The following is a 25,805-nucleotide window of genomic DNA, read 5'->3' as shown; positions in this document are numbered from 1 at the left end:
TAACTTTGGTAATGTTGCTATGCTGCCATTAGGAAAGAACCCCGCCACCGGCTACATTCGTTGCCATGCCTCTTACTTTCTCCCGCGCGGCTGCAGCCTGCGCTACTGTGCTCCTTGCTGCGTCGACCGCCGCCCCGGCGCTCGCGCAGTCCTCGAACTTCGCGCCTTCGGAAGTCCTGTCTGGACTCGCCCCGGGATTTGAGCCTTCGCAATTCCCGCAAGGCTCCTCAACGGTGCTGCCCAAGGTGGACGGTACAAATGTCCCGACCACGGATGGCTCGGGCGTGCGCTTGGTCGAGACCCGACACATCGAAAAGAACGTCTACCAAATCGACATCTACTCGCCGTCGATGGACCGCGTCATCACGAATTACTACTTGAAGCCTTCTGTTGACGGACCGCGCCCGACGGTCTACCTCATGCAGGGCTCCGAGGGTGGCGAGTTCGGCTCCACCTGGTACACCCAGACCAACTATGAGGACTTCTTTGCGGACAAGCCGGTCAACGTTGTCTCCGCCGTCGGTGGCCGGGGCTCCCAGTTCGCGGACTGGCGCCGCACGGACAAGGAATTCGGCATGAACAAGTGGGTGACGTACTACTCGCAGGAGCTTCCCTACGTCATGGAGCATGAGTTCCACGGCGACGGACGCTCCGCCATCGCGGGCTTGTCCATGTCGGGCTCGGCGGCGCTCAACATCGCGGCAAAGTCGAACGGTAAATTCTCCGCCGCTCTAGGTTTCTCGCCGTACCCGGCGCCGTCCTCCGTCATCGGCCGCGCGTTTAACACGGTCATGACCGCGCGCCTGGGCGGCGACCTCGTTAACGCTTTCGGCTGGCCGGATGACCCGGCGTGGGATGACAACGATCCGTCCGCGCACCCGGAGCGCCTGCGCGGCATCAAGGTGTGGGTGACCACCGGAAACGGCACGCCCATGACAAAGGATCCGTACGACGTCGACGACTTCCAGGAGATGCTCGCCGAGACAGTCTCGCGCCCCATGACGGATCAGTTCGTGGCCAAGGCCCGCGCCGCCGGCGTGGACATCACCTACGCACGCGAGAACTACGGCTCGCACTCTTATGAGTTCTTCGAGCATCAACTGCCGAAGGCGTGGTCGCAGGCCATCGCCCCGGCACTGGGACTTTAAATCGGGCTTCGCGGAAGTCGAACGATAGACTCGATCCCATGACAAAGAGCAACGTGGAATCCTTTGAACTCGACCACCGCCTGGTCAAGGCCCCGTACGTACGCGTGGCCAAACGCGAGCACCTCAGCGACGACGTGGAGATCATCAAGTATGACCTGCGTTTTTGCCAGCCCAACGAGGAGCACCTAGAGATGCCTACGGTGCACTCCATTGAGCACATGATGGCCAACTTTATGCGCGACTACACGGATAAGCTCATCGGCTTCGCACCGATGGGCTGCCAGACCGGCTTCTACGCCATTACGTACAACATGGAGCAGGACGAGCTGCTCAACGCACTCGAGCACGGTCTCAACGATATCCTCAACGCCACCGAGGTTCCGGCCGCCAACGAGCGCCAGTGCGGCTGGGGCGCCAGCCACTGTCTTGAGGGCGCACAGGCCGCTGCCCGCGAGTACCTCGCGCGCAAGGACGAGTGGCTCGAGGTTATGGCTTAACCTTTATCCGCGGGCCTTATGTACGGCCCTTATCCACGAAGCCTTCGTGCAGTTGCGTCAACCGCGCGCCCTGCACGGGCTTTCGGCTTAGTACCGCGTCAATGGCCTCGCACTCCTGCGCGCTCAGCGCAGTGACTGCGAGGTTTTCTTTGATCCGTGCGAGGTTCGTCGAACCGGCAATCGGCACCACGTCCTTGGCCAGCAACCAGCCCAGCGCTATCTCGGAGTCGTTGCGGCCGGGCACTGCTGCCGCCACTTCCTGCGCCAGCTGCTTGTTGGCCGCGAAGTTCGCAGAGTGCAAACGCGGCGAGGAAGAATCATCATCTGGCTCGCTGCGGCCTGCCAAAAGCCCCTTCGCCAGCGGTGAATAGGCCATAAACTCCGCGCCCAACTCGCGGGCTAGCGGGATGATTTCTTCTTCTACGTCGCGGCTAAAGATGGAGTATTCATACTCCAGATACTTCACCGGGCAGACCTTGTGCGCGCGACGAATGGTCTCCGGGCTTGCCTCGCACAGCCCGAAAGCGGCCACGTCACCTGCATCGATAAGTTCTTTTACTGTGCCCGCTACGTCCTCAATGGGCACGTCTTGGTCCACGCGGTGCTGCATATACACGTCCAAGCGCTCCCGTTTTAGCCGGCGTAACGAACCATGGGCGCTCGGGCGAATAACCTCCGGGCGCGAGTTCAAAGCGCCGGTGGGCTTTCCTTCCTTAATCTCCCATCCGAACTTGGTGAGGACGCGGGCGCGGTTGCCCAGGGCGTCGCCAAGCATTTCTTCGCCCGTGAAGGGCCCCTGGATTTCAGAGGTGTCGAAGAGCTCTACGCCTGCCTCCACTGCGCCACGCAGGACATCGACCATCTCGGCGCGACGCGGGGAATTGGGATAGGAGTGCGGAGTCATTGAGGTACAGCCAAGCGCGATCATGGACACCACCGTAGCTGCTTCCCTCGTGTGCGTGTACCTCCCTGTGTAAATAGCCCCCTTAAACCGGCCCGATTTCCTGCGCTAAATACACACAGAAGTACGGTGCCTAGAGCACAGCACTCACCACCGCGCGTTCTCGTAGCGGAAATAGTAATGCCACTTCCACGCTGGTGGCAGAAACTGCCCTCCCCCGCAGGCCACGGCGATAACCTGGTCGACGGCAACCTGCAGATGATGCTCAATCATCCCCGCCGTGAAATGCAGCGGCTTCCACCCGCGCTGCACCGCGTCGTTGAGCTTCTGGCGGTCCAGCTCGAAACGCTGGATGCGCTCACCTTTGTGGTACTCGTAACCATCTATCTCGATTGCGACCTTCTCCTTGGCCAGCACGATATCCCAGTAATACGGCCCGATGCGTTGGTTGTTGGCCACTGTGAGGCAGGCATCGGCAAAGGCTTGGGTGAGAAGACGCTCGTATTTGCTATCACTGCCGATGACGCTACGCTGCATAATCCGCCGCGTGCGCGCGGGAAAGCGCTGGAAATCCTCCCTAAAAAAGGCCAACCTTTGGTGGCCATCCTTGCCGTTGCAGAAACGCTCCAAGAACTCGATGGCTTTGTCTTCTTCCACAATCTCCAGCGCTTGCAGCGGATTGCATGCGTTTAGGCCGTTGACCATATATGGGCCCTTGGGTGTGGCGCGCCGCGTGGTGAAATACTCACAGGTACGAGCGTGACGTGCCGCCATGAGCTGCAGCGGAAACTCCAGCTTGCGCTCGGCATAAGCGGCCATGGCCGAGCCTCCATCCAGCACGGTGCCGGGATAGCGCTCGTTCAAAATCCCCGCGAGTTCGCGCGGGGTGGGTTGGCGCGGCAACGTCAGGCCCGGCGTGATGCGCACGGCTTTGCCCTTCGCCACGAGGCGATCGATAGTGCGCGAGGGTTTCCCCCGAATTGGTTGCAGCATCCTCTACTTCCCCCAAGTGTGCACGGCTCCCCCCAAGCATGCGGATACCTCTCAATGTAAATAGGCCCGTCAATTCGCGCAATTGGGAGGCCTATTTACACACAGCGGTACGTTCTAGATGGATACCCCAATCCAGACCGGCTCCGGCACGAGCTCCACGCCGAAGCGCTTGGCGACGCCCGCGCGGATCTCGCGGGCCAACGCCACCACATCGGCAGCCGTCGCGGTCCCGCGGTTGGTCAGCGCGAGAGTGTGCTTCGTGGACAAGGTAGCTGGACCAGCACCTGGATAGCCCTTGGCGAACCCGGCGCGCTCGATGAGCCAGGCGGCCGAGAGCTTTATTTCCTCGCCGTCCGAGCCTGCGAGGACGGCGTGGCGCGGCATGCGGTCTGCGTCCTCGGCGCCGCGTTCAGTGCGCACGATTTCCTGGATGCTATCGGCAACCGCAGAGTCCACGATGGGGTTGGTGAAGAAGGAGCCTGCGGACCAGGTGTCGTGGTCGGCGTCGTCAAGCACCATGCCCTTGGACCGACGCAGCGAAAGGACCTGCTCGCGGACCTCAGCCGCGGGCCGGCGCTCGCCTGGGGTCTGCGTGAGCTGGCCAAAGCGCAACGGCTTGGACAGGCCATCGGTGGTCAGCTGCAGCTCGATGGCCAGCACCACGCCGCGGCCGGTGAACTTCAGGTTGGAGTAGCGATACGCCAGCTCCAGCGCCGCGGCGGGCACCCAGGAGGCCTCGCCGGTCGCGCGATCGTAGAGGTAGACCTGCGTGAGGACGTCGGAGGTCTCGGCACCATACGCGCCCACGTTCTGGACGGGAACGGCACCGGCGTCGCCCGGAATGCCGGACAGGCACTCGATGCCGCCCAGGCCGCATTCCACGGTCATCGAAACGACGTCGTCCCAAGTAGCGCCTGCATCCGCGCGGACCAAACCGCTGGCCACGGAGACGTCGATGTCGTCGAAGTCGAGGCGCACCACAACCTGCTCAAGCTCGCCCTCTGCGACCACGAGGTTTGAGCCGCCCCCCACAACGAGGTACGGGACTTCCTCGAGCACGCGCAGCGCCGCCACTGCAGCCTCCGCGGTCTCGCAGTGCACCGTGGCCCGCGGCGAGCCGCCAATGCGCAGGGTGGTCAGGTCCTTGAAAGTGGTCTCATGTTCCACCGTCACGCCCGTGATCTCTTGCAGCTTCTGGGTCATAAATTCGTCAAGCACGTCTACCAAGGTAGTCTGTAAAGCATGTCAACCCGTAGCGAAAACACCGTAACGATCAATCAGCCCATCGAAAAGGTTCACCAGGCGTTGCTCACGCAGGGTTACTGGGAGCACATTGTTGCTAACCTTTCTCCGGATCCGGGCCAGGTTCACGACTTCACCAACAACGTAGCCATCCTCTTCGAGGTGCTGCCAACCACCCTGCTGCCTGAGGCTGTCCGCGCCATGGTTTCCCAGGACCTCAAGGTCAAGCGCGTCGTCACCATCGGTGACCTCAACGGCAACGCTGCCGACGTCAAGTACACCGCTGACGTCAAGGGCACCCCTGTTGACTTCGGCGGCGACATCGCCCTGACCGGCGAGGGTGATACCACCACCCTGTCCTACGTCAACGAGATCTCCGTGAAGATCCCGATGATGGGCGCTGCCATCGAGCCGAAGGTTGCCGATGCCCTAGGTGAGCTCTTCAATAACGAGGGCAAGTTGACCGAGCAGTGGATCGCTGACAACCTCTAAACGCTACTTTTAACAGAAATGGCCGATCACGCACATAACCTGCGCGCAAGCGCGAGTGCGGGTCGGCCTTTCGGCGTTATTACCCGCGGCACCACCAATCAAAACAGGCTTCGTCGCTGCGACAGGTGGGTCGCCGCGCACCCCGCCATCACGGCTTTGCTGCGGTCCGTGGAGGAGCCACTGGCTCTCGACGTCGGCTATGGCGCGTCCCATTTCACCACCGTGGAGTGGGCGGGCTGGCTGCGCCGGGTGAATCCGCACGTGCGGGTGACCGGCCTAGAGATTGCGCCGGAGCGCGTGCTGCCGCCGCGCGACGGCGTGACGTTCGAGCTGGGTGGATTCGAGCTGGCGGGCTATCGTCCGCAGCTCGTTCGCGCGTTCAACGTGTTGCGCCAGTACGACGTCGCCCAGGTTCCGGAAGCCTGGCACGAGGTTACCTCGCGCTTGGCCCCGGGCGGATTCTTCATCGAGGGCACCTGCGATGAGCTGGGTCGGCTTTCTACCTGGATTCTGTTAAACGCGGACGGGCCGCAGTCTCTGACGCTCTCGTGGGACCCGTTTGCTGTGGAGAAGCCTTCGGATTTGGCCGAGCGCCTGCCCAAGGCGCTCATCCACCGCAATGTGCCAGGCGAGCCCATCCACGACCTTCTCAAGGAGGCTGACCGCGCCTGGGAGTACTCGGCGGGCTGGGCGCCGCATGGACCACGCGTGCGATGGCGCATGGCGCACCAATCGCTTATCGACGCCGGGCTTCCCCTCCACCCGATCCGGCGCCGACTTCGCGACAATGTTTTGAGCGTTGACTGGGAAGTCGTTGCGCCGAAGCTGTGAAGGCCCCACCCGCATTGGCCATCTGCCGCCACATGAGTAACACTAGTAGGCATGGCTAAAAAGAAGACTTCACTAGCATGGAAAATTCTCATCGGGGTGCTCGTCACATTCCTCATTCTCGTGTTGGTGGCGGAATTCGGCCTGCGCTGGTTCATAGGAAACCAGATGAAAGACCAATTCGTGCAGGCAGCCAAGGACGAAGGCGTTGAGACTCAGGAGGAGCCGGACGTTAGCTTCGGCGCTACCCCGCTGGTGATTGGCATGCTGGGCGGCAAGCTCTCTGAGATGAACATGACCACGCCGTCCACGCTGAAGATCGAGGGCACCGAGATCAAGGGCCAGCCGGCCACCGATATCCACATCGAGGACATGACGCTCTCTGATGACCCGGTAGCCGGCTCGTTGCGTGCTTCGACCAAGGTTCCGGACGATTTCCTGCTGGCCACCTTCCAGAAGGCCATCGCGGAGAAGTCAGGTAGCGATCAGATAGCGAACCTAGCGGTCTCTGACATCACGGCTAACGACGCTGATAACGTCCTCAACGTCGAGTTCGCTAATGGCTTGGCTAACCTGGCGCTGGAGCCTGTCGCACGCGACGGCGGCCTGTCCATCAAGGCAAAGAACGCTTCCCTGCTCGGCTTTGAGTTGCCGCAGGAGGCTACCGGGGCCATCTCCTCCGCCTTGCAGGAGGGCATGAAGGACCAGTTCATTGGCGAGGGGCTTAGCGTCGAAGCAGTTGACGTGGCAGACGGTGAGCTGGAAATGACCATCGTGGGCAAGGACGTTCCGATGAGCAAGCTGGGCGCTGTGACCGCGGGCGGCCAGAGCGCCCCTGCGCAGGGATAGCGAATCCGCGGCCTAAGCGGTAGGCCACACGAGAGCCGGCAGTGCGGTAGGCCACACGAGAGCCGGCAGTGCACCTGCCGGCTCTCGTGCTATCTGGGTTTCGACTTCAGCGAGGTGTTCCTGCGTGGCATAGATGAGCTTGTCAAAGCCCGCCTGGGCTGCCGCGCGTGCCGCGGCGGCCGCATGCTCGCTAGATGGGACGATGAGCCCCAATGCGACTGGCTGCGGGCAGGCCTCGCGCACGGTGATGAGATCGGTGAGGAGGGCGGTGGCGTCGCCAAGCAATGCGTCAACCGCAACCCACACCTCCGCCGCACCGGATTGCACCGCAAGGCGCGCCTCGGAGGCCTTGATGAGGCTGTGGTGGCGGCCGGTGGGATAGCCCGCCACGGTGGCTACGTGCGGCGCCTGTGCAGCGGCGAGCACGTGCGTGGGCGAGACGAGGAGGGCGCTGTCATGTTGCGCCGCTTCGCGTACGTCTGCGATTGTTGCTTCAAGCAGGTTGCGCATTTTTAATAGCTGTAGTCGCCGTTGATAATGGCCTTGAGCTGGGGGCGGACATCAAACCAGTACACACCGGTCACCACGGCGCCGATCCACTCGATGAACGGCAAGTGCAGGTTCATCGCCACTGCGGAGCCCACCAGCAGGCCCACCCACGTCCACTTGCCCTGGCGGTCTCCGGCACGGAATGCGTCTTCGCGGGTCGTGGCGGCCACGACGGCGCCCACGATCGCGAAGATTGAAACGGCCATGAAGATCCAGTGCTCCATGTTTGCGAGAATATAATATGCAGTGTTCATACGTTAGAACAGTCTAGCTGGCGGAACCGAAGGGGTTGGAATTGTCGTCGTCGACGACCTCACCTTCGACGATGTTTTCATCCAGCGGAGCCTGCGGCGCAGTCTCGGCGGCCTTCTTTGGGGTGGCGCGCTTTTCCTTCGCATTAGAGATAGCCTCGGCCACGCCCTCGCGGCCTTCTTCAAAGGCGGCGGTGACGTCCTGACGGGCGCGCGCGAAGGACTCGGATTCGAAGGTCTCATTTGCGGCGCTAACGACGGTCTCGCCCAGCTCGCGGACGGTTTCGGTCACCTTGTCGATGAAAGACTTCTCCCCCTCTGCGGCCCCTGGGACGTCGGCTGCGCGGGCGACGCGCTCGGCTTTCGCTTGCTGTGCCTGCTGCTGGCGCTCCTCCTTGAACCGGTTGCCAAAGTTCTTTGCCACCTCAGCGCTGGAGGCACCGGCGGTTTTCAGTGAGTCGAGAAATGAGTTATCCATGGAGTTCTCCTTCTAAGGCCCTTAGGCTCCAAAAACTAGATGGTTGACGGTATAGATAACCAATCCTGCCAGCGTTCCCACGACCGTGCCATTGAGGCGGATGAATTGCAGGTCTTTTCCTACCAAAAGCTCAATGTTTTCGGAGGCTTCCGTGGCGTCCCAGCGCTTGATGGTCTCTGGGATGATGCTGATGATGTCGCCGGCGAAGTTCTCGGCGGCCCAGCGCGCGGCCTTGTCCACGATGTCATTGGCCTGCTGCAAAAACTTCGGGTCCGTTTGCACGCGCGTGCCGAAACGCTGGGCTTCGGTGGCGATCTTCATGCGCAAGAAGGACTCGGGATCCGCCGCTTGCTTGGCGACGCCGCTCCTAAAGGCCTCCCACGCCGCCCCCGGCATGGCTTGGACCTGCTCGGAGTTCATCATCTCTTGCTTGATGCCTTCGACGCGAGCGACCATCTCGGGATCGTCTTGGAGCTTCTGCGCGAACAGAGCGAGGTTGCGGCGAATAGCTTGGCGCACATCGTGGTTCTTGTCGTACTTGACCTCGGAGGCCCACTCGACGATGGCCACATAGACCTTGTCGCCTGCCATGCCGCGGGCAAAACGAGGCAGCCAGGCGGGCATCTTTTCATCGACGAGCTCGATGACGGCATCCTCCATGGTCAGTACTTTGCCATGGGCCCAGTCGATGAGGTCGTCGACAAGCGGCTCTGCTTTGTCATCGGCGATATAGCCCTCGAGCAAACGCCCGACCGGCGGACCCCATTCGGGCTCCATCATGCGGTCGAGGATCTGGGTGCGGATGAGTTCCTCGGCCTCGGCGTGGTCAAAGCTGTTGACGGCGCGGGAGGCCATTTCTGCGGCCTTGTGCGCGGCGAGCTCCGCATTGCGCGGCTGGGACAGCCAGGCGCCGGCCTTCTCAGGGATGTTGTTCTCCGAGATCTTCGCCGAGAGCGCATCCGGGGTGAGGAACTGTTCCTCTACGAAGGTACTCAGTGCCTCGCCTACCTGGTCCTTCTTCCTGGGGATCAGCGCGGTGTGCGGGATCGGGATGCCCATGGGGTGGCGGAAGATGGCGGTAACCGCGAACCAGTCCGCGAGGCCGCCGACCATGCCAGCCTCGGCGCCCGCGCGCACATAGCCCACCCACGTCGGGGCGTCGGGGTTGTGGTGCTGCCACCAGGAGCACGCGAAGAAGATGACTGCGGCGAGGATGAGCAGGCCGGTGACGCCCCACTGGTACTTGCGCAGGGTGCGGCGGCGCTCGGCGACGTCGGCTGGGTTGGGGCCTGGGACGGCGATGGTCATTGGTACTCCTTGGTCGAACCTAGAGACTAACCCTGTTATGTCCCTAGAGACTAACGAAGCCCCCGCGCCACGAGGGCTGCGGGGGCGTCCGATGCACAGAAACTAGTTGATACGACCGGTCTCAGAACGATACTGACGGTAGTAACGACGACCGTAGTGGATGAGACCAACGCAAGCGACAGCCATGACGACGAGCAGGACAGCACCGACGATGATGGACATCTTGGAGCTCTCCTGGCCCACGCCGTACGGGAAGGCATCAGCGCCGAGGCCCCAAATCAGGGTGCCGGCTGCCGGCAGCAGAGAAAGGACCAGGCCCATGCCGACCCAGGTGGAGGTGCGCAGCAAAGAAGAGTGCGGTGCGCCGAAGGATACTGGGTCGTATCCCTCAATGTAAGAGTCCTGGATCTTGCCGGAGAACTCCGGGTAGGTCTCACTTGCGTGATCAGCAACTGCATGGGTGTTGTCGCTCATAGCTGAAACTTTCTCTCGTTCCTGTTATTCCTGTGAATGACTATATCTTAGTCGTCCTTGCCGCGGAAAGCAGCACGTGCACGTTCGCGGGTAACTGCGGACACGGCGGTCAGTGGGACGCCTGCCGGGCAGACGTCAGCGCACTCACCGTAAAGGGAGCAGTGACCGAAGTTCTGCTCAAGGTCGTCGACCATGTTGCGGGCGCGGCGGCCACGCTCTTCCTTGCCCAGCGGCATGAGGGAGAGGTGAACCAGCTTGGCACCCGTGAACAGGTGTGCTGCACCGTTCGGGCAGGATGCCACACAGGCACCGCAGCCGATGCAGGCAGCGTGGTCGAGGGAGTACTCAGCAGTCTCGTGGTTGAGGTGCAGAGTATCTGCGTCCGGTGCGGTACCGGCGTCCATGGATACGTAGCCACCCTGCTCCATGACGTGGTCCAGCTTGGAGCGGTCCACGATCATGTCCTTGATGACGGGGTATGCAGCGGAGCGGAATGGCTCCAGCTTGATGGTATCGCCATCCTTGAACTGGAACAGGCGCTGCTGGCAGGCCGGGGTGTTCTGGCCAGGGCCGTGCGGACGGCCGTTAACCAGCAGGCCACAGGTACCACAGATGCCCTCACGGCAGTCAGAGGCGAATGCGAAAGGCTCGTTGCCGGCCTCGATCAGACCATCATTGACGTGGTCCAGCAGCTCCAGGATGGACATCTGCTCGGCGGCGTCAGCGACCTGAATGGTCTCGAACTTGCCTTCTTGCGTCGGTCCGGCTTGACGCCAGATCTCAAGTGTCAGTTTCATTACTTGTAGTTCCTTGTCATCAGCGGGATCGAATCAAAGTACAGAGGCTCTGCGTGGCGGATGAATTCGCCAGCGTTTGCACCCGGCTCCCAGGCGGAAACGAAGCACCAGTTCTCATCATCACGCTCAGCCTCGCCATCCTCAGAGAGGTGGTCGTCGCGGAAGTGCGCGCCACAGGACTCATCGCGGTCCAGAGCGTCAACACACATGAGCTCGCCCAGGTCGATGTAGTCAGCAACGCGCAGACCGTACTCGAGAACCTGGTTCATGTCGTTGGCGTTGCCGGTGATGCGGACGTTTGCCCAGAACTCCTCGCGCAGCGCGCGAACCTTGTCGATAGCAACCTTAAGGTCCTCGACGTTACGGGAAACGCCGCAGCCCCAGTACAGAATCTCGCCAAGCTGGCGGTGGTAGTAAGCCGGGCCGTGCGGGTTCTCGCCGCGAACGCTCATGAGGCGGTCGATGCGGGACTGTGCGCGTGCAATAGCCTGTGCTGCCTCTGCGGAATCCTCAGCCAGCTTGGCCTCACCGAGGTGGTGAGCCAAGTAGTTCGGGATGGTGAACGGCAGGGTGAACCAGCCGTCGACGGATGCGGACAGCAAGGAGTTAGCGCCCAGGCGGTTCGCACCGTGGTAGGTCCAAGAGCACTCACCGGCGGCGAACAGGCCGTCGATAGCGGTCATCTCGTTGAAGTCGGTCCACAGGCCACCCATAGTGAAGTGGCAGGTCGGTGCGATACGCATTGGAGTCTCGTATGCGGACTCGCCGATTGCCTCTTCGTACATCTCGATGAGGTTGGAGTAACGCTCACGGATCTTGTCCTTGCCGAGGCGCTGGATAGCGTCACGGAAGTCCAGGTAAACGGAGTTGTGCAGCGGTCCGACGCCGAGGCCCTTGTTGATCTGCTGAGAGATCGCACGGGAAGCAACGTCACGCGGAACCAGGTTGCCGAAGGCCGGGTAGCGACGCTCCAAGAAGTAGTCGCGCTCCTCCTCCGGAATGTCGTTGGCGGGGCGGTCGTCGCCTTCCTTGATCGGGGACCAGATGCGGCCGTCGTTACGCAGGGACTCAGACATCAGAATGGTCTTGGACTGCCACTCGGAGTTGACCGGAAGACCCGTCGGGTGGAACTGGATGAATGCCGGGGAAGCAAGGTATGCACCCTGCTCGTAGGCACGCATCATGGCGCCAGCGTTGGAGTTCTTGGCCAGCGTAGACATGTGGTAGACGTTGCCGTAACCGCCGGTACCGAGGATAACTGCGTGGCCGGTGAAGGCCTTCAGCTCGCCGGTGATGAGGTTACGGGTGACGATGCCACCTGCGCGCTTCACACCATTGTCGTTGTAGGTAATGATGTCCTGCATGTCATGGTGAGCAAAGAGCTCCACGTTGCCCAGACCGATCTGGCGGTACAGCGCCGAGGTGGTGGACAGCTGCAGCTGCTGACCTGTTTGACCACGGGTGTAGTACGTACGGGAGACCTGCACACCACCGAAGGAGCGGGTAGCCAGGGTGCCGCCGTACTCACGGGCGAACGGCGCACCAATGGCGTTCATGTGGTCGATAACGCGGACGGACTCGTAAGCCAGGCGCCAGCAGTCGGACTCGCGGCAACGGTAGTCGCCGCCCTTCACGGTGTCCTTGGTGTGGCGGTAAGCGGAGTCGTTGTCCACCTTCTTGTGGCGGGAAGAGTTAACGCCACCCTGTGCAGCAATGGAGTGCGCACGACGTGGGGAGTCATGGTAGGTGAAGACCTTGACGTTGTAGCCCAGCTCGCCGAGGGCGGCAGCTGCGGAACCGGCCGCCAGACCGGTACCAACAACAACGATCTCGAACTTGCGGCGGTTCAGCGGGGAGACCAGCTCCATGTGGTCTTTCTGGTAGCTCCACATGTCCTTCATTGGGACGCCGTGTGGCTCGTGGGACTCCAGAATTCGGCCAGCGGTGACGCCAGGAACAATCGACGTCGGGTGCGAGAACGTTGGGTGTTCGCGCTTGAGTTCAGTGTTAGACATATTCAAAAGCTCCTTTAGCTGACCCAACCCAGGGCGATGGACAGCGGCATAACGATGTTTGCGATGCAAACGACTGCCGGAATGACATAGGCCAGGATCACGAAGACCTGACGCCACTTTGCACCGGTGATACCCAGGTCAGAAGCAGCCAGACGGATGCCGTGGGTCAGGTGCAGGAACAGGCAGCACATTGCCAGCACGTAGAAGATGGTGACAGGCCAGCGGCTGAAGGTGGCAATCATGTTTGCCTTAACCTCACCGTGGACGAATGCCTCAGGGGCAATCGGCTGCACGCCCATCGTCAGATCCAGCAGGTGGAAGATGATGAACAGCAGCAGGACGGCACCGGTGACCAGCATGGTCTTGGTGGCAAAGGAATCCAGGCCACCCATGAGGTTGGTGCGCTTGAACTTACCGCGGGACTGCTTAGAACGGGCTGTCAGGGCAAATGCGCCGTAGATGTGAGCGATAACGCAGGCGAGAAGGACGATGCGGATGATCCACAGCATGTGGCCATGCGGAATCAGCGGCTCGCCGAGTCCACGCAGGAATTCGCCGTAGATGTCCAGCGCCTCATCGCCGTCGTGAGCCGGCAAGTAAAGCTTCAGGTTGCCGGCCATGTGGCCAACAACGAAGAGCGCAAAGAACAGGCCCGTAACGGCCATGGTGAGCTTCAGTGCCCAGGTGGGAACGGAAGGCTTGGTACGAATTGCTTCATTAGTGATACGGCCGTGAGCGAGCGCTTCACGGTCAGGATTTTTTACAGACATGACACCTCCATAGTCGCTTTTACCTTACGCAGCCTTATTCGCTGGCAACTAGTCAATTTGGGCCTTCTTTAGCCCGCCAAAGTGCCACTAAGCATTCCGTAGAAATTTCTTTAGGTAAGGATCGCCTAAAAACTAGCTTTCGAAAAGCCGTTTACCTTGCATGCTGCCCTTTACGCAATACGGGCGTTGCGGAATTCCCAGCAATTTATGAGGTTGATCACAGGCGACGATTCAAGTGACAGGGTTACCCCTTTAGGTGTCAAACTTTCGCAGGAGTCACACCACCCACACCCCACGCAAAATACCCCCAGTCGCAGGGTCGTTAAGAAGCTTCACACAAACTTTGCAAAAATCCTGTTACGACCGGGCCTGCGCCGGTAACCTTTCTCACATGAGCAAGACATACGTGGGTTCGCGCCTTCGCCAACTGCGGCGCGAAAGGGACCTTAGCCAAGCTTCCCTAGCAGCTACACTAGGCCTTTCGGCCAGCTACGTGAATCAAATCGAACACGATGTTCGCCCATTAACGGTACCTGTCTTACTCCGAATAACGGAAGTCTTCGGTGTCGACGCCACGTTCTTCTCACGCGACGACGATTCACGCCTCCTCGCGGAAATCCAAGACGTAATTCAAGACAAGGAGCTCTGCCCCTCCCCCGTTGAGCTCCAGGAGCTCTCTGAATTGGTCTATAACCACCCCACGGTGGCACGAACCCTCGTGGACATCCACCGTCGCTATCGCAATGTGCGCGACAAGCTCTCACTGGCTACCGATAGCCGGCGCACTGCTGGCACCCAAGCCTTATCCATGCCGCACGACGAAGTCCGCGACTTCTTCTACGCTCGCCAGAACTATCTTGACGAGCTTGATCTACACGCCGAGGCCCTTGCCTCCAAGCTCAACGTTTCCCAGTTCCGCATCCGTGACACAGAGGCCGCCCTAGCCGTGCGCCTCACCGAAAAGCACGGGGTGGAGATCCTCACCACACCCCAGATGGACGGAACGCTGCACCGCTTTGATTCCGAAGAGGGAACGTTCCGTCTCGCCAGCCGCCTTACTGAAGGCCAGCGCGCATTCCGTATGGCGGCGGAGCTAGGGTTCCTAGAAGCCGGCTCGCTTATCGACGCCCTCGTCGACGAAGAGCCCTTCACCTCAGAGGCCTCACGTAACTTGGCTAAGCGCGGCATCGCCAGCTACTTCGCAGCGGCCACCATCCTGCCATACACGACTATCCATGCAGAGGCCGAGCAATCTGGATACGACCTTGAGTACTTGTGCCAGGTCTTCGGCGTGGGCTACGAGACGGTTGCGTCTCGTCTTTCCACCCTCCAGCGCCCAAACAAGCGAGGCATTCCTTTTACTTTTGTGCGCGTTGACCGTGCGGGAAACATGTCCAAGCGCCAATCGGCCACGGGCGTTCACTTTTCCAACTCTGGCGGCACCTGCCCGTTGTGGAATATTTACGAGACCTTCTCTAAACCCGGCGTAATCTCCCGCCAAGTGGCCCAGATGCCCGATGGCCGTAATTACTTGTGGATCTCTCGTTCGGTGCAGCATCACCAGGGCCGCTATGGCGATACGAATAAGCTCTTCGCTATTGGCTTAGGATGCGAAGCTCGCCACGCAGACCGCACGGTGTACGCCGAGGGGCTTGATTTAGGCGACCTCTCTGCAGCAACACCAATTGGCAATGGCTGCCGAACCTGCCCGCGTGCGAACTGCGCACAGCGCGCTTTCCCTGCTATCAACGAGACGCTAAATATCGACGCCCACCGCTCTTCCGTAGCCCCCTACTAAGCACGCGACATCCCGGGCTTGCGGCGCCGCGCTTCGCTGCCGGAACGCAAATACCCAGCCCTGAAAGACAAGACCCCGTGGTCGTACAAGCATCCCGTTTGTTCTCGCGGGATCGCCACCAGCAGGTCTGTGTTTCCAGGGCTGGGTATTTGCCAGAAGATGCAGAAAAGGCCCCCTCGCGGGGGCCTTAACGCAAAAAGCGCTTAGAGGTTAATCATGTGGCCGCCGATGCCCTCGGCAGCTTCCTTCATGGCCTCAGAAAGCGTCGGGTGGGTGTGGATGTTGCGTCCGATTTCCTCTGCGGTGAGGTCGAAACGCTGTGCCAGCGTGAGCTCCGGCAGGAGCTCGGAGACGTTGGAACCAACCATGTGGCCACCGATGAGTTCGCCGTACTCGCCATCAGCGATGAGCTTGACGAAGCCGGCGGTCTCGTTGAGACCAGCAGCCTTACCGTTTGCGGAGAACGGGAAGGTAGCGACCTTGATCTCGCGGTCAGCAAACTTCTCCCGTGCCTGCTCCTCTGTGTAGCCGAAGGACGCAACCTGCGGGTTGCAGAAGGTAGCACGTGGCATGTTCATGTAGTCACCCAGCAGCTGGGTCTCAGCGCCCGCGATGACCTCAGCGGCAACAACGCCCTGTGCCTCAGCCACGTGTGCGAGCTGCAGCTTCGCGGTGACGTCGCCAATAGCGTAGATGCCCGGAACGTTGGTGCGCATGTAGTCGTCGATCGCGATGGCACCGCGCTCGGTGAGCTCAACACCGGTGTTCTCCAAGCCGAAGCCCTCCACGCGAGGTGCGAAACCGATGGAGACCATGCAGCGGTCAACGGTCAGGGTATCGGTCTTGGAGCCGTCCTTGGACTCGACCTCAACGGTGACATTGTCACCGTTGTCCTTGATGGAGGTGGTCTTGAAGCCGGTCAGCAGCTTCACACCAAGCTTCTTGTACTGCTTAGCAATCTCCTTGGAGACGTCCTTGTCCTCGTTCGGCAGAACGCGGTCCATGAACTCAACGATGGTGACGTCCACGCCGTAGTTAGCCAGGACGTATGCGAACTCCATGCCGATTGCGCCGGCACCCACGATGACCATGGACTTCGGAGCCTCGTCCTTCAAGATCTGCTCCTCAAAGGAAACGATGTTGCCGCCGATTTCGACGCCCGGGAGGGAGCGAACGACGGAGCCGGTTGCGATGATGCAGTTGTCGAAGGTGACGGTCTTACCCTTGTCATCACCCTCTGTGATTTCAATGGTCTTTGCGTCCTTGAAGGAGCCAAGGCCGTTGATCTCGGTGATCTTGTTCTTCTTCATCAGGTAGTGGACACCTTTGACGATGCCCTCAGAGACCTTGCGGGAGCGCTTGTGAGCAACACCGAAGTCGAAGGAGACATCACCAGAGATGCCGAAAGCCTTAGCCTCATGGTTGAAGGTGTGTGCAACCTCGGCGTTCTTCAACAACGCCTTGGACGGGATGCAGCCAACGTTGAGGCAGACGCCTCCCCAGTACTGCTTCTCAATGACAGCAACCTTCTTACCGAGCTGGGCTGCGCGGATGGCGGACACGTAGCCGCCGGGGCCCGCGCCGAGTACTACAACGTCATAATGTTCATTAGTCACGCATATAAGAATACGTAACTTCGTGCGCTGTGTCTCTCTCCCCCCGCGATTGTGTGCATGGGCGAGAGATGGGGGCGTCGGCAAGCATGTGCTCCCCACCAACGATGAGCAAAAAAGAACCCGCCTCCGGACTTATATATAGGCACCGTGGCGGGGGCAGCGTTGGCTAATTTAGAACAGACCCATGGCCAATGCCGCGTTGGAGGACATGGAGGAACCAGCGTGGATCCAGCCACCGAGGATGTTGTTGATCATGACGAGAAGGGTATCAAAAGCGTTCATTGAGCTTCACTTTCTATTGTTTCTGGCTAATTTAGGTGCAGGACGCACGCCCAAGGGGTGGGCCGCAGACCAGGTTGCACATATATTAACGGGCTTTCATGCGACGTCGTTACGTGCCACATGGTTTCCAACGCAGAAAATTATGACACAAAAACCACCCCCACACCACTGCTAACTTCAATAACTTCACGAAAGCCCTATGATCATTGCCCACCATCATCGACAGGCAAACCCCGAAAGTCACTACAAGACTCTGCCACCTAGCAATTTGTGCAGCTTAGCCAGCCTTGACCAACACGCTGCACAAAAGACATTTTCCCAAGCCGCCGTTTTGAAAAAGGAAAATTCGTCGGAAATTGTTAACGAATATGAAGCAGTCGCCGATATCCCAGTTACTGAATGGCTTACTGAACTGAGATTGTTTACCCCTACTGGCTCCGCACGGTAGACCAGACAGCATGAACACAGTAAGCTCTCCTTGTCACTCTTCAGATGTTGGAAAGAAGCCAATGAAGCGAATTAGCACTATCATCGCAGCAGCAGCCATCGCTGCTGGCGCTCTCACTGCACCTGCCGCAGGTGCTGCAACCCTCACCCCACAGCAGGTAGCTGGCGAGACCACCCTCTCGGAGGTCTCCGATCTGCAGGTCACCCCAGAGGTAGAAGCAACCAAGTGGTTCCAGAAGTACAAGGACGATGCACGCGTCCTGAAGCTCCAGGCAACCTCCCCTGCTATGAACGGCCGCGTTGTTCCTTTGGCAGTGATCCCTGCGAAGGACGCTAACCGCCCAACCATCTACCTGCTCAATGGCGCAGGTTCCGCTGAGCAGGATTCTGACTGGCTAAACCTGTCCCAGGCCGTTGACTTCTACTCCCAGAAGAACGTCAACGTCGTCGTTCCGCAGGCCGGCGCTTTCTCCTACTACACCGACTGGGAGCAGGAGCCGAACGGCAGCTACCTCTCAGGCCCGCAGAAGTGGGAGACCTTCCTGACCAAGGAGCTGCCGACCGCACTCGAGGGCCGCCTGCAGGCTTCCAACAAGCGCGCCGTTGCGGGTATGTCCATGTCCGCAACCTCCTCCCTCCTCTTCGCTCAGCACAACCAGGGCTTCTACGATGCAGTAGGCTCCTTCGCTGGCTGTGCCGCTACCTCCACCCCGCTGGAGCACCAGTTCCTGCGCCTTACCGTTAACCGTGGCGGCGCTGAGCCGGAGCAGATGTGGGGCCAAATGGGCTCCGAGAACAACCGTTACAACGATGCCCTGCTCAACTCCGAGAAGCTGCGCGGCACCGCTCTCTACGTTTCCTCCGCAACCGGTCTCGCTGGTGAGACCGACACCTCTTCTTACTACACCGCGCAGGGTATGAACCCAGCCGTTGCACTCATGGGCTCTGCCCAGCTGCAGGTCGAGGGCGGCATCATTGAGGCTGCAGTCAACCACTGCACCCACAATCTGAAGGCAAAGCTGGACAAGCAGCAGATTCCTGCAACCTTCAACTTCCGCAACGTCGGCACCCACTCTTGGCCGGGCTGGCGCGAAGACATTGAGAAGTCCTGGCCGGTATTTGAGGCAGCACTTAACTCCTAGGCTTTCTCGAATAGGGCTTTAGACCTTAAGGGCGGTAGGATCGCAGCATTATGAAGCTGCTTTCCACCGCCCTTTCGCATGTCGCCTCAACCGCTGGTCAACTCTCCGAGTACCACGACGAGTACACCGGTATTGCGTTTAATTTAGGCTTCGAGGTGCTCCACTACGACTTGGACCTCACCTACCGCGTGGAGCCCAACATGCTACAGGGCGTGGCGGTGCTGCACATGCGTGCACTTGACGACGTCGACAAGCTCACGCTTGATCTTGGTGGCGCCATGGTGGCACGCCGTATCACGGCTAAAAATGCACCACGCGTGGCGAAGTTCCGGCAATCCACTGGCAAGTTGCGCATGAGCTTCGCGGAGACCGTGGAGGAAGGCAGCGAGTTTGAGCTCCACATCCGCTACGGCGGCTCCCCGCGCCCGATTCGCACCCCATGGGGCGAGCTGGGGTGGGAGGAGACCGAGTCAGGATCCCTGGTGGCTAGCCAGCCCAACGGCGCTCCCAGCTGGTTCCCATGCGATGACACCCCGAGCGAGAAGGCCACCTACGATATTCGGATTACCGCAGACGATCCGTTCCGTGTTATTTCTAACGGCAAATTGGTCTCCCGCAAGCAGGCCAGCGGTTCCACAACGACCTGGCATTACCGCACCGAGCACCCCATGGCCACTTACCTCGCCACGGTGCAGGTCGGTGAATTCGTGGAGATTGATTTGGGCAAGCATGTTCGCGCATGGGCCCCAGCGCAGCTCAAAGAGGCGGTCAAGCGCGAATTCGCACAGCAACACGAAATGTTGAAGTTCTACGCCGATTGCTTTGGCAGTTACCCATTCGACGAATACCAGGTCGTCATTACCGAGGACGAGCTAGAGATTCCGCTGGAGGCCCAGGGGCTTTCCATTTTCGGCTCGAACCATGTCTCGGCTACCTTTGAGCGTCTCATCGCTCACGAGCTTTCCCATCAATGGTTTGGCAATTCGGTGGGACTTAGGGAATGGAAAGACATTTGGCTTAATGAGGGCTTTGCCTGCTACTGCGAGTGGCTGTGGATGGAGCACGCGCACGACCAGCCTGCGCATGATTCGGCGCGTTCCCACTACAACGTCTTGGCACGCAAAAAGCAGGACCTTAAGCTTTCCAATCCCGGCACACGCGACATGTTCGATGACCGCGTATACAAACGTGGGGCCCTCACGGTTCACGCTTTACGCCGCCTGCTTGGCGACGTCGCCTTCTTCCGCGCCGTCCGCTCCTATGTAAAGGCCAGCCAGCATAACGTCGTTAGTCCAGCGAATCTCATTGAACGCCTACACGCAGAGAGCGAGGATCCGGCTGCCGTGGACGCGCTGCTTGAGCAGTGGCTGGATCACACGGCGCTACCCAAATTCCCCGCATAGCTCGTCACACAACTGTCTACCCTTACCGAGTGTTTAATTCGAAAAGTTTTTCTACTTCCCTATTGACAGCCCTTTAGGATTCGATATAATAGAACATGTAATCGAATACGGGGATTCGAGAGGGGGACGGACACAATGCAAGACAAGCATGAGGCAATATTTTCCACAATCAATAGCATTACGAGCTCGCTAACTTCACTGCGAGAGCTCTTGAAGGATCCCTCTGATGTCTACTTTGGGCGCCTCCACCCCGCCTTTGAGCATCTCGAAACCGCAATGAGCAAAAAGACCACCGTGGATGCGGCATTCGCGTTCATTGCCGCGCGCGATGATGCTGGGCGCGTGGTGGGGTCGAGCAAGCCAGAAGACTACCTCACGGCGAGACTGGGGCTCACTTACGCCGAAGCTCAGTCACGGATAAAGACGGGGCAATCACTTTTTGCGCCGCTTGCTGAGGTCTCCCCTTCTGAATCTGCACCGTCTGAAACGCTGCCAGTGGGCGAGGAAGCTAGCGACGAAGAGCGCAAGCGAGAAGAGGCTGCTCGCGAGCGTGATCGGCGGGAGCGCGCGGCAGCCGAAAAGCGGCGCCGTCAGATGCTCGAGGAAGATGCCGCGCGCGAAAAGACCATCGCGCTCATTGAGCGCGAATTGGAACACCTCACTGAGGGCGCGACGCCTGGGCCACAAGAATTGCGCCAACAAGCCTTGGAGAAGTCCCGCGAGCTTTCCCAAACGGCGTTGCGGGATTGGCTGCGCAACGCTATCCGTCAGGCCAACAAATCGGTTTCGGATGTGGATGCGGTCTTTAAGAAGCGCCGCTTGCGCATTTCGCAGCCAGATGCCGACGGAGGCGTGTTCATCAGCGGCTATGTCGATGCTGCTACTGCGGCGATGCTCAAGGCTGCTTTCGCACCAGCCCGCCATCAGGGCGGACCAAATGTCCCCGCCGAGGAAGACTCGCGCACTTATTCGCAGCGCATGGCGGATCAGCTGGCGGCAATAGTGCACGACTACTTGGAGTCGAAGCAGCACACTAACGGCGGAGTAGGTTCCCTGCTCATCACCACCACGTTGAGCGAGTTGGAGGAGATGGATTCTTCCACGAGGTTCGCCACCAACACAGGAGTGGAGCTTTCCCCGCTCGACCTGTTGCGCATAGGAGCTGCATCGCATGACTTTATCTGCGCAGTAGATGACAAAGGTTTCCCGCTGGAACTTGGCCGCTGCAAGCGCAGCGCAAGCCTCTATCAACGGATTGCTTTGGCGGCATCAGAGCTGGTGTGCTCGCGGCCGGGATGTGATAAGCCCTGGGTCGAATGCGATGTCCACCATATTCATGCTTGGGCAGCCGGTGGGACCACGGACTTACGGAACTTAACGCTCCAATGCAGAGGTCATCATGTTGATAACAATGACCAACGGGACGGGGCCAGAAATATGGGTCATGCGGAACGATGCCCCAAAACAGGAAGAGTGGGTTATCGCCCCGCAGGTTCGGGGCAGATCTTTCTCAATGACAGTCCGGCTGCGCAAAAAGCTCCAGCGCGCCAACTCAGTGCCTAACCGCAGGACAAGTGTGCCTTGCGGGAGGGCCACGCTGGCGTTTTGCTCCGAAGCTGAGGAAGGATAAGGGCGGTGGCCTAAACTTGGTAGCCATGCACAGAATGCTCGTCACAGGTGGCGCCGGATTCATCGGCGCAAACTTCGTTCGTCTCGTAGCTAAGGAGCGGCCGGAGGTGGAAATCACGGTCCTCGACAAGCTCACTTACGCCGGCAATCGCGCGAACCTTGAGGGAGTCGAGGCACGACTAGTGGTCGGTGATATCGCTGACGCCGTATTGGTAGACGAGCTAGTGGCGCAGTCGGACGTAGTCGTCCACTTCGCCGCTGAGTCGCACAATGACAACTCGCTGCGGGACCCTTCCCCCTTCATTCAGACCAATGTGGTGGGAACGTTCACACTGATCGAGGCGTGCCGCAAGCATGACGTGCGATTCCACCACGTGTCCACCGATGAGGTTTTCGGCGACCTTGAAATCGGCGCCGACACGAAGTTCACGGAGTCCACTCCGTACAACCCTTCCTCACCGTACTCAGCCTCCAAGGCCGGCTCGGACCATCTAGTGCGTGCCTGGGTGCGCAGCTTCGGTCTGCGGGCGACCATCTCCAACTGCTCCAATAACTATGGCCCGTACCAGCACGTGGAGAAATTCATTCCGCGGCAGATCACCAACTTATTGGATGATCAGCCCGCAAAGCTTTATGGCACCGGCGAGCAAGTGCGCGATTGGATTCACGTCGATGATCACAACGCAGCAGTGCTAGCGATTTTGGATCGTGGCGAAATCGGTGAAACCTACAACATCGGTGCCGACCAGAAAGACATCAACAACAAAGAAGTCATCGAAGTGATCTGCGAGATCATGGGAGCTACTGACGAAACTGGTAAGGCCCGCTACGAGCACGTGGCAGATAGGCCGGGCCACGACCAACGCTATGCCATGGACGCCTCGAAACTGCGCCGCGAGCTCGGCTGGGTCCCGCGCTACACGGACCTCCGCGTGGGGCTTGAGCAAACAATCACGTGGTACCACGACAATGAGCAGTGGTGGCGTCCGGTGAAGGGCGACGTCGAGAAGCACTACGCACAGCAAGGACAATAAGAGGCAATCATGCAGATCAAGAAGACAGCCATTGAAGGCCTGCTCATCGTGGAGCTGGATGTGCACAGCGACAACCGTGGCTGGTTCAAAGAGAATTGGCAGCGCGCCAAGATGCTGGATGCCGGGCTGCCGGACTTTCAGCCGGTGCAGAACAACGTTTCTTTCAACGCCACGAGGGGTGTGACTCGCGGCCTCCACGCCGAACCATGGGACAAGCTGGTGAGCGTCGCCCATGGCAAAGTTTTTGGCGCGTGGTGCGACGTGCGCGAGGGTTCTCCGACCTACGGCGAGCTGGTCACCCACGAAATTGGGCCGGAGACCGCCGTCTTTGTGCCCTGGGGCGTGGCCAACGGTTTCCAGGCACTGGAGGAAACCGCCTATTCCTACCTCGTCAATGACCACTGGTCACCGGATGCGGAGTACACGTTCGTGAATCTGGACATGGTGGATTGGCCGCTCGAACCCACGGAGATCTCTGACAAAGACCGGGCTCACCCACGCCTTGCCGACGTCACCCCCATGGCCCCGCGCAAAGTATTGGTCACCGGTGCAAACGGTCAACTGGGGCGCGCGCTGCGCCAAGTGTTGCCCCACGCTGAGTTCTGTGCACGCGAGGACTTCGACATCTGCAACCCACCTGAGCGCCATTGGCGGCACTACTCCACAATCATTAACTGCGCTGCCTACAACGACGTCAATGGGGCCGAGTCCGACCGCGCCCGCGCCTGGGAAGTCAACGCCCTAGCGCCCGCGAAGCTCGCGCGCATCGCCGTGGAGAACAACCTGACCTTGGTGCATGTCTCGAGCGACTACATCTTCGACGGTTCCCAGAAAATCCACACCGAGGAGGAAACACCCAGCCCGTTGAGCCTGTATGGGGCGTCGAAGGCGGCAGGTGAGGCGTCGGCAAGCGTGGCGCCAAAGCACTACATCGTGCGCACCTCCTGGGTCTTTGGGGACGGCAATAACTTCGTCAAGACCATGGCGCGGCTTGCCAAACAGGGCGTGGAACCGAAGGTGATCCATGACCAGCACGGGCGGCCGACCTTCGCCGAGGACCTAGCCAAGGGCATCGCTCACCTGCTTAAGGTGCAGGCACCCTACGGCATCTACAACATATCCTCCGGGGGCGACAGCGTAGGCCGAGACGAAATTGCGATGGCCACGTTCATCGGGCTCGGCCACGACCCTTCCGAGGTCCACCCGGTCAGCACCGAGGAATACGGCGACGAGCCCGCGCGGCGTCCGCTGGAGTCCACGCTGGATTTGTCCAAGATTGAGGCCACCGGCTTTAGCCCTATGAACTGGCGCGCGGCGATTGCGCTGTACCTCGCGCTCTACTCGCTGGATTAAGGTTGAATGCATGAAAGGCATCATCCTCGCTGGCGGTTCAGGCACGCGCCTCTACCCCATCACCAAAGGCATCTCGAAGCAGCTCATGCCGATCTACGACAAGCCCATGGTCTATTACCCGCTGAGCACTCTCATCCAGGCGGGCATTCGGGAGATCCTCATCATCACCACGCCGGAGGATTCGGCATCCTTTGAACGCCTGCTTGGCGACGGCTCCCAGCTCGGCCTCATGCTCTCCTACGCGGTACAGCCACGGCCCGAGGGCCTGGCGCAGGCTTTCCTCATCGCGGAGGACTTCATCGGGGATGACTCGGTGGCCTTGGTACTGGGCGATAACATCTTCGAAGGCCACGGCTTTGCCACCGCGCTGGGGCAGTGCCGCAATCCGGAGGGCGGCATCATCTTCGCCTACGAGGTTTCTGATCCGCAGCGCTATGGCGTGGTGGACTTCGACGCCGACGGCAATGCGCTCTCGATTGAGGAGAAGCCGGAAAGGCCCAAGTCCAACCATGCGGTGGTGGGCCTATATTTCTACGACAACTCCGTTGTTGAGATCGCCAAGTCTATCGAGCCCAGCGCCCGCGGGGAGCTAGAAATCACCGCGGTCAACGAGGAATACCTGCGGCGCGGGCAGCTGCGCGTACAGCGCATGCAGCGCGGCGACGTATGGCTGGATACCGGCACCGTGGACTCCATGAGCGAGGCCTCCGCCTACGTCGAGGTCATGCAAAAGCGCACCGGCACGGTGATTGGCTCACCCGAGGTGGCGGCCTACCACGAGGGTTTCATCTCCCGGCAGGCCTTGGCCGCGCTCGCCGATCCGTTCATGAAATCAGGCTATGGCGCCTATCTGGTAGACGCAGCGAGCGAGGGCTAACTAATAGCCGCGGGCCACGTACTCGTCGATGCGGGCAGCCTCTGCCCCTACCGTGGTTTCATCGCCGTGACCTGGCAGGACACGAGTCTCCGGGGGCAGGTGGAACACGACGTTACGCAGCGACTCGATGATGACGTCGAAGTCGGAGTACTTGCGGCCGGTAGCACCGGGCCCGCCATTGAAGAGGGTGTCTCCGGAGAGTAGAACGCCGTCGGATGGCAGGTGCAAGACCACACAGCCCGGGGAGTGACCTGGGGTGTGGAACACCGTGATGTCCTCGCCGCTGACCTGGAACTGCTGTTTATCCGCCAGCGGGGTGAAAGGCGCACCGCCGTTGGACTCCTCCCACAGCATCTCATCGTCGGGGTGGAGATAAACCTCGGCTCTAAAGCGCTCGGCGGCCGCGGGCGCGAGGTCACAGTGGTCGTTGTGGGCGTGAGTGAGGAGGATGCCCTTGACGGGGCGGTCGCCAACCATGTCGGCCACTGCGTCTAGGTCGTGGGAAGGGTCCACCACGTAAACGCCGGAGGCATCGCCAATGACATAGACGTTATTATCCACGTCCCACTCCCCGCCGTCGAGGCGAAACTTACCCGAGGTCACTACCTTATGGATCTGCATCTTTGCTCCTT

The 25,805-nt window shown here is 60.1% G+C and carries 25 protein-coding genes; 12 read left to right on the top strand and 13 right to left on the bottom strand.

Going from position 1 to position 25,805, the window contains the following annotated elements:
• The first annotated feature begins 65 nt into the window (after nt 1-65).
• The gene (locus HMPREF3153_RS12220; RefSeq protein WP_070421015.1) at nt 66-1,148 is read left to right on the top strand and encodes an alpha/beta hydrolase; all 1,083 of its coding nucleotides are present in this window, start codon (nt 66-68) and stop codon (nt 1,146-1,148) included.
• A gap of 38 nt (nt 1,149-1,186) precedes the next feature.
• The gene (locus HMPREF3153_RS12215; protein ID WP_070421014.1) at nt 1,187-1,645 is read left to right on the top strand and encodes an S-ribosylhomocysteine lyase; all 459 of its coding nucleotides are present in this window, start codon (nt 1,187-1,189) and stop codon (nt 1,643-1,645) included.
• 16 nt (nt 1,646-1,661) lie between these two features.
• On the opposite strand, the gene HMPREF3153_RS12210 is transcribed toward HMPREF3153_RS12215, so the two are convergent.
• From HMPREF3153_RS12210 to HMPREF3153_RS12200, 3 genes are all read right to left on the bottom strand, one after another.
• Nucleotides 1,662-2,573 (bottom strand): aldo/keto reductase, encoded by a 912-nt coding sequence (locus HMPREF3153_RS12210; RefSeq protein ID WP_070421028.1) that lies wholly within the window; start codon nt 2,571-2,573, stop codon nt 1,662-1,664.
• Nucleotides 2,574-2,693: 120 nt separating this feature from the next.
• Nucleotides 2,694-3,539, bottom strand: coding sequence for a PDDEXK family nuclease (locus HMPREF3153_RS12205; protein ID WP_083281052.1), 846 nt, complete (start codon nt 3,537-3,539; stop codon nt 2,694-2,696).
• 114 nt (nt 3,540-3,653) lie between these two features.
• Nucleotides 3,654-4,757: a UDP-N-acetylmuramate dehydrogenase gene (locus tag HMPREF3153_RS12200; RefSeq protein WP_070421013.1), complete on the bottom strand. Its 1,104-nt coding sequence runs from the start codon at nt 4,755-4,757 to the stop codon at nt 3,654-3,656.
• 24 nt (nt 4,758-4,781) lie between these two features.
• Between HMPREF3153_RS12200 and HMPREF3153_RS12195 the strand changes: the two genes are divergently transcribed.
• The 3 genes from HMPREF3153_RS12195 to HMPREF3153_RS12185 are packed head-to-tail and all read left to right on the top strand — an operon-like array spanning nt 4,782 to nt 6,950.
• Entirely contained in the window at nt 4,782-5,273 is a 492-nt protein-coding gene (locus HMPREF3153_RS12195; protein WP_005531167.1) for a DUF2505 domain-containing protein, read from the top strand.
• Between the two features lie 18 nt (nt 5,274-5,291).
• Complete coding sequence (locus tag HMPREF3153_RS12190) at nt 5,292-6,104, top strand: class I SAM-dependent methyltransferase (RefSeq protein ID WP_070421012.1); 813 nt, start codon at nt 5,292-5,294, stop codon at nt 6,102-6,104.
• A 51-nt stretch (nt 6,105-6,155) separates the two neighbouring features.
• Nucleotides 6,156-6,950 carry an LmeA family phospholipid-binding protein gene (locus HMPREF3153_RS12185; RefSeq protein WP_070421011.1) on the top strand — a complete coding sequence of 265 codons (795 nt, stop codon included), beginning with the start codon at nt 6,156-6,158 and terminating at the stop codon, nt 6,948-6,950.
• 12 nt (nt 6,951-6,962) lie between these two features.
• Here the strand turns inward: HMPREF3153_RS12185 and HMPREF3153_RS12180 are convergent, their stop codons facing one another.
• From HMPREF3153_RS12180 to HMPREF3153_RS12145, 8 genes are all read right to left on the bottom strand, one after another.
• Nucleotides 6,963-7,460, bottom strand: a complete 498-nt coding sequence (locus tag HMPREF3153_RS12180; protein WP_070421010.1) for a deoxyribose-phosphate aldolase — start codon at nt 7,458-7,460, stop codon at nt 6,963-6,965.
• A 2-nt stretch (nt 7,461-7,462) separates the two neighbouring features.
• Nucleotides 7,463-7,753, bottom strand: a complete 291-nt coding sequence (locus HMPREF3153_RS12175) for a DUF2516 family protein (protein WP_005531171.1) — start codon at nt 7,751-7,753, stop codon at nt 7,463-7,465.
• A gap of 13 nt (nt 7,754-7,766) precedes the next feature.
• Nucleotides 7,767-8,228, bottom strand: a complete 462-nt coding sequence (locus HMPREF3153_RS12170) for a hypothetical protein (protein ID WP_070421009.1) — start codon at nt 8,226-8,228, stop codon at nt 7,767-7,769.
• Between the two features lie 21 nt (nt 8,229-8,249).
• On the bottom strand, nt 8,250-9,536 hold the full coding sequence (locus HMPREF3153_RS12165) for a DUF445 domain-containing protein (protein ID WP_070421008.1): 1,287 nt from the start codon (nt 9,534-9,536) through the stop codon (nt 8,250-8,252).
• Between the two features lie 102 nt (nt 9,537-9,638).
• Entirely contained in the window at nt 9,639-10,010 is a 372-nt protein-coding gene (locus HMPREF3153_RS12160) for a hypothetical protein (protein ID WP_046645689.1), read from the bottom strand.
• Nucleotides 10,011-10,057: 47 nt separating this feature from the next.
• Entirely contained in the window at nt 10,058-10,807 is a 750-nt protein-coding gene (locus tag HMPREF3153_RS12155; RefSeq protein ID WP_046645690.1) for a succinate dehydrogenase/fumarate reductase iron-sulfur subunit, read from the bottom strand.
• Nucleotides 10,807-12,822 (bottom strand): fumarate reductase/succinate dehydrogenase flavoprotein subunit, encoded by a 2,016-nt coding sequence (locus tag HMPREF3153_RS12150; protein ID WP_034657443.1) that lies wholly within the window; start codon nt 12,820-12,822, stop codon nt 10,807-10,809. Before HMPREF3153_RS12150 ends, HMPREF3153_RS12155 begins: the two co-directional genes overlap by 1 nt.
• A gap of 14 nt (nt 12,823-12,836) precedes the next feature.
• Nucleotides 12,837-13,592, bottom strand: coding sequence for a succinate dehydrogenase cytochrome b subunit (locus tag HMPREF3153_RS12145; protein ID WP_005531187.1), 756 nt, complete (start codon nt 13,590-13,592; stop codon nt 12,837-12,839).
• A gap of 391 nt (nt 13,593-13,983) precedes the next feature.
• Between HMPREF3153_RS12145 and ramB the strand changes: the two genes are divergently transcribed.
• On the top strand, nt 13,984-15,390 hold the full coding sequence (gene ramB, locus HMPREF3153_RS12140; protein ID WP_005531188.1) for an acetate metabolism transcriptional regulator RamB: 1,407 nt from the start codon (nt 13,984-13,986) through the stop codon (nt 15,388-15,390).
• A 203-nt stretch (nt 15,391-15,593) separates the two neighbouring features.
• Here ramB and lpdA read toward each other — a convergent pair whose 3' ends face one another.
• Entirely contained in the window at nt 15,594-17,006 is a 1,413-nt protein-coding gene (lpdA, locus tag HMPREF3153_RS12135; RefSeq protein ID WP_005531189.1) for a dihydrolipoyl dehydrogenase, read from the bottom strand.
• 791 nt (nt 17,007-17,797) lie between these two features.
• On the opposite strand from lpdA, the gene HMPREF3153_RS12130 reads away from it, so the two are divergent.
• From HMPREF3153_RS12130 to rfbA, 6 genes are all read left to right on the top strand, one after another.
• Entirely contained in the window at nt 17,798-18,877 is a 1,080-nt protein-coding gene (locus tag HMPREF3153_RS12130; protein WP_070421007.1) for an alpha/beta hydrolase, read from the top strand.
• A 50-nt stretch (nt 18,878-18,927) separates the two neighbouring features.
• Nucleotides 18,928-20,280 (top strand): M1 family metallopeptidase, encoded by a 1,353-nt coding sequence (locus tag HMPREF3153_RS12125; protein ID WP_046645693.1) that lies wholly within the window; start codon nt 18,928-18,930, stop codon nt 20,278-20,280.
• Between the two features lie 276 nt (nt 20,281-20,556).
• Nucleotides 20,557-21,843, top strand: a complete 1,287-nt coding sequence (locus HMPREF3153_RS12120) for an HNH endonuclease signature motif containing protein (RefSeq protein WP_246817207.1) — start codon at nt 20,557-20,559, stop codon at nt 21,841-21,843.
• Between the two features lie 92 nt (nt 21,844-21,935).
• Nucleotides 21,936-22,943: a dTDP-glucose 4,6-dehydratase gene (gene rfbB / locus HMPREF3153_RS12115; RefSeq protein ID WP_005531196.1), complete on the top strand. Its 1,008-nt coding sequence runs from the start codon at nt 21,936-21,938 to the stop codon at nt 22,941-22,943.
• Nucleotides 22,944-22,952: 9 nt separating this feature from the next.
• Complete coding sequence (gene rfbD / locus HMPREF3153_RS12110; RefSeq protein WP_070421005.1) at nt 22,953-24,296, top strand: dTDP-4-dehydrorhamnose reductase; 1,344 nt, start codon at nt 22,953-22,955, stop codon at nt 24,294-24,296.
• 10 nt (nt 24,297-24,306) lie between these two features.
• Nucleotides 24,307-25,173: a glucose-1-phosphate thymidylyltransferase RfbA gene (gene rfbA / locus HMPREF3153_RS12105; protein ID WP_070421004.1), complete on the top strand. Its 867-nt coding sequence runs from the start codon at nt 24,307-24,309 to the stop codon at nt 25,171-25,173.
• Here the strand turns inward: rfbA and HMPREF3153_RS12100 are convergent, their stop codons facing one another.
• Nucleotides 25,174-25,794: an MBL fold metallo-hydrolase gene (locus tag HMPREF3153_RS12100; RefSeq protein ID WP_070421003.1), complete on the bottom strand. Its 621-nt coding sequence runs from the start codon at nt 25,792-25,794 to the stop codon at nt 25,174-25,176. It lies immediately after the preceding gene.
• Nucleotides 25,795-25,805: the final 11 nt, after the last annotated feature.

This window comes from Corynebacterium sp. HMSC06C06 (genome assembly GCF_001807295.1).
GTDB lineage: Bacteria > Actinomycetota > Actinomycetes > Mycobacteriales > Mycobacteriaceae > Corynebacterium > Corynebacterium striatum.
Note: the sequence above shows the minus strand (reverse complement) of the source record. Positions and strands in the feature narration are given on the sequence as shown.

Excerpts from the sequence above, each read along its gene's own strand:
- HMPREF3153_RS12220 (WP_070421015.1), top strand. The coding sequence starts at position 66 with ATGCCTCTTACTTTCTCCCGCGCGGCTGCAGCCTGCGCTACTGTGCTC.
- HMPREF3153_RS12215 (WP_070421014.1), top strand. The coding sequence starts at position 1,187 with ATGACAAAGAGCAACGTGGAATCCTTTGAACTCGACCACCGCCTGGTC.
- HMPREF3153_RS12210 (WP_070421028.1), bottom strand. The coding sequence starts at position 2,573 with ATGATCGCGCTTGGCTGTACCTCAATGACTCCGCACTCCTATCCCAAT.
- HMPREF3153_RS12205 (WP_083281052.1), bottom strand. The coding sequence starts at position 3,539 with ATGCTGCAACCAATTCGGGGGAAACCCTCGCGCACTATCGATCGCCTC.
- HMPREF3153_RS12195 (WP_005531167.1), top strand. The coding sequence starts at position 4,782 with ATGTCAACCCGTAGCGAAAACACCGTAACGATCAATCAGCCCATCGAA.
- HMPREF3153_RS12190 (WP_070421012.1), top strand. The coding sequence starts at position 5,292 with ATGGCCGATCACGCACATAACCTGCGCGCAAGCGCGAGTGCGGGTCGG.
- HMPREF3153_RS12185 (WP_070421011.1), top strand. The coding sequence starts at position 6,156 with ATGGCTAAAAAGAAGACTTCACTAGCATGGAAAATTCTCATCGGGGTG.
- HMPREF3153_RS12180 (WP_070421010.1), bottom strand. The coding sequence starts at position 7,460 with ATGCGCAACCTGCTTGAAGCAACAATCGCAGACGTACGCGAAGCGGCG.
- HMPREF3153_RS12175 (WP_005531171.1), bottom strand. The coding sequence starts at position 7,753 with ATGAACACTGCATATTATATTCTCGCAAACATGGAGCACTGGATCTTC.
- HMPREF3153_RS12170 (WP_070421009.1), bottom strand. The coding sequence starts at position 8,228 with ATGGATAACTCATTTCTCGACTCACTGAAAACCGCCGGTGCCTCCAGC.
- HMPREF3153_RS12165 (WP_070421008.1), bottom strand. The coding sequence starts at position 9,536 with ATGACCATCGCCGTCCCAGGCCCCAACCCAGCCGACGTCGCCGAGCGC.
- HMPREF3153_RS12160 (WP_046645689.1), bottom strand. The coding sequence starts at position 10,010 with ATGAGCGACAACACCCATGCAGTTGCTGATCACGCAAGTGAGACCTAC.
- HMPREF3153_RS12155 (WP_046645690.1), bottom strand. The coding sequence starts at position 10,807 with ATGAAACTGACACTTGAGATCTGGCGTCAAGCCGGACCGACGCAAGAA.
- HMPREF3153_RS12150 (WP_034657443.1), bottom strand. The coding sequence starts at position 12,822 with ATGTCTAACACTGAACTCAAGCGCGAACACCCAACGTTCTCGCACCCG.
- HMPREF3153_RS12145 (WP_005531187.1), bottom strand. The coding sequence starts at position 13,592 with ATGTCTGTAAAAAATCCTGACCGTGAAGCGCTCGCTCACGGCCGTATC.
- ramB (WP_005531188.1), top strand. The coding sequence starts at position 13,984 with ATGAGCAAGACATACGTGGGTTCGCGCCTTCGCCAACTGCGGCGCGAA.
- HMPREF3153_RS12130 (WP_070421007.1), top strand. The coding sequence starts at position 17,798 with ATGAAGCGAATTAGCACTATCATCGCAGCAGCAGCCATCGCTGCTGGC.
- HMPREF3153_RS12125 (WP_046645693.1), top strand. The coding sequence starts at position 18,928 with ATGAAGCTGCTTTCCACCGCCCTTTCGCATGTCGCCTCAACCGCTGGT.
- HMPREF3153_RS12120 (WP_246817207.1), top strand. The coding sequence starts at position 20,557 with ATGAGCAAAAAGACCACCGTGGATGCGGCATTCGCGTTCATTGCCGCG.
- rfbB (WP_005531196.1), top strand. The coding sequence starts at position 21,936 with ATGCACAGAATGCTCGTCACAGGTGGCGCCGGATTCATCGGCGCAAAC.
- rfbD (WP_070421005.1), top strand. The coding sequence starts at position 22,953 with ATGCAGATCAAGAAGACAGCCATTGAAGGCCTGCTCATCGTGGAGCTG.
- rfbA (WP_070421004.1), top strand. The coding sequence starts at position 24,307 with ATGAAAGGCATCATCCTCGCTGGCGGTTCAGGCACGCGCCTCTACCCC.
- HMPREF3153_RS12100 (WP_070421003.1), bottom strand. The coding sequence starts at position 25,794 with ATGCAGATCCATAAGGTAGTGACCTCGGGTAAGTTTCGCCTCGACGGC.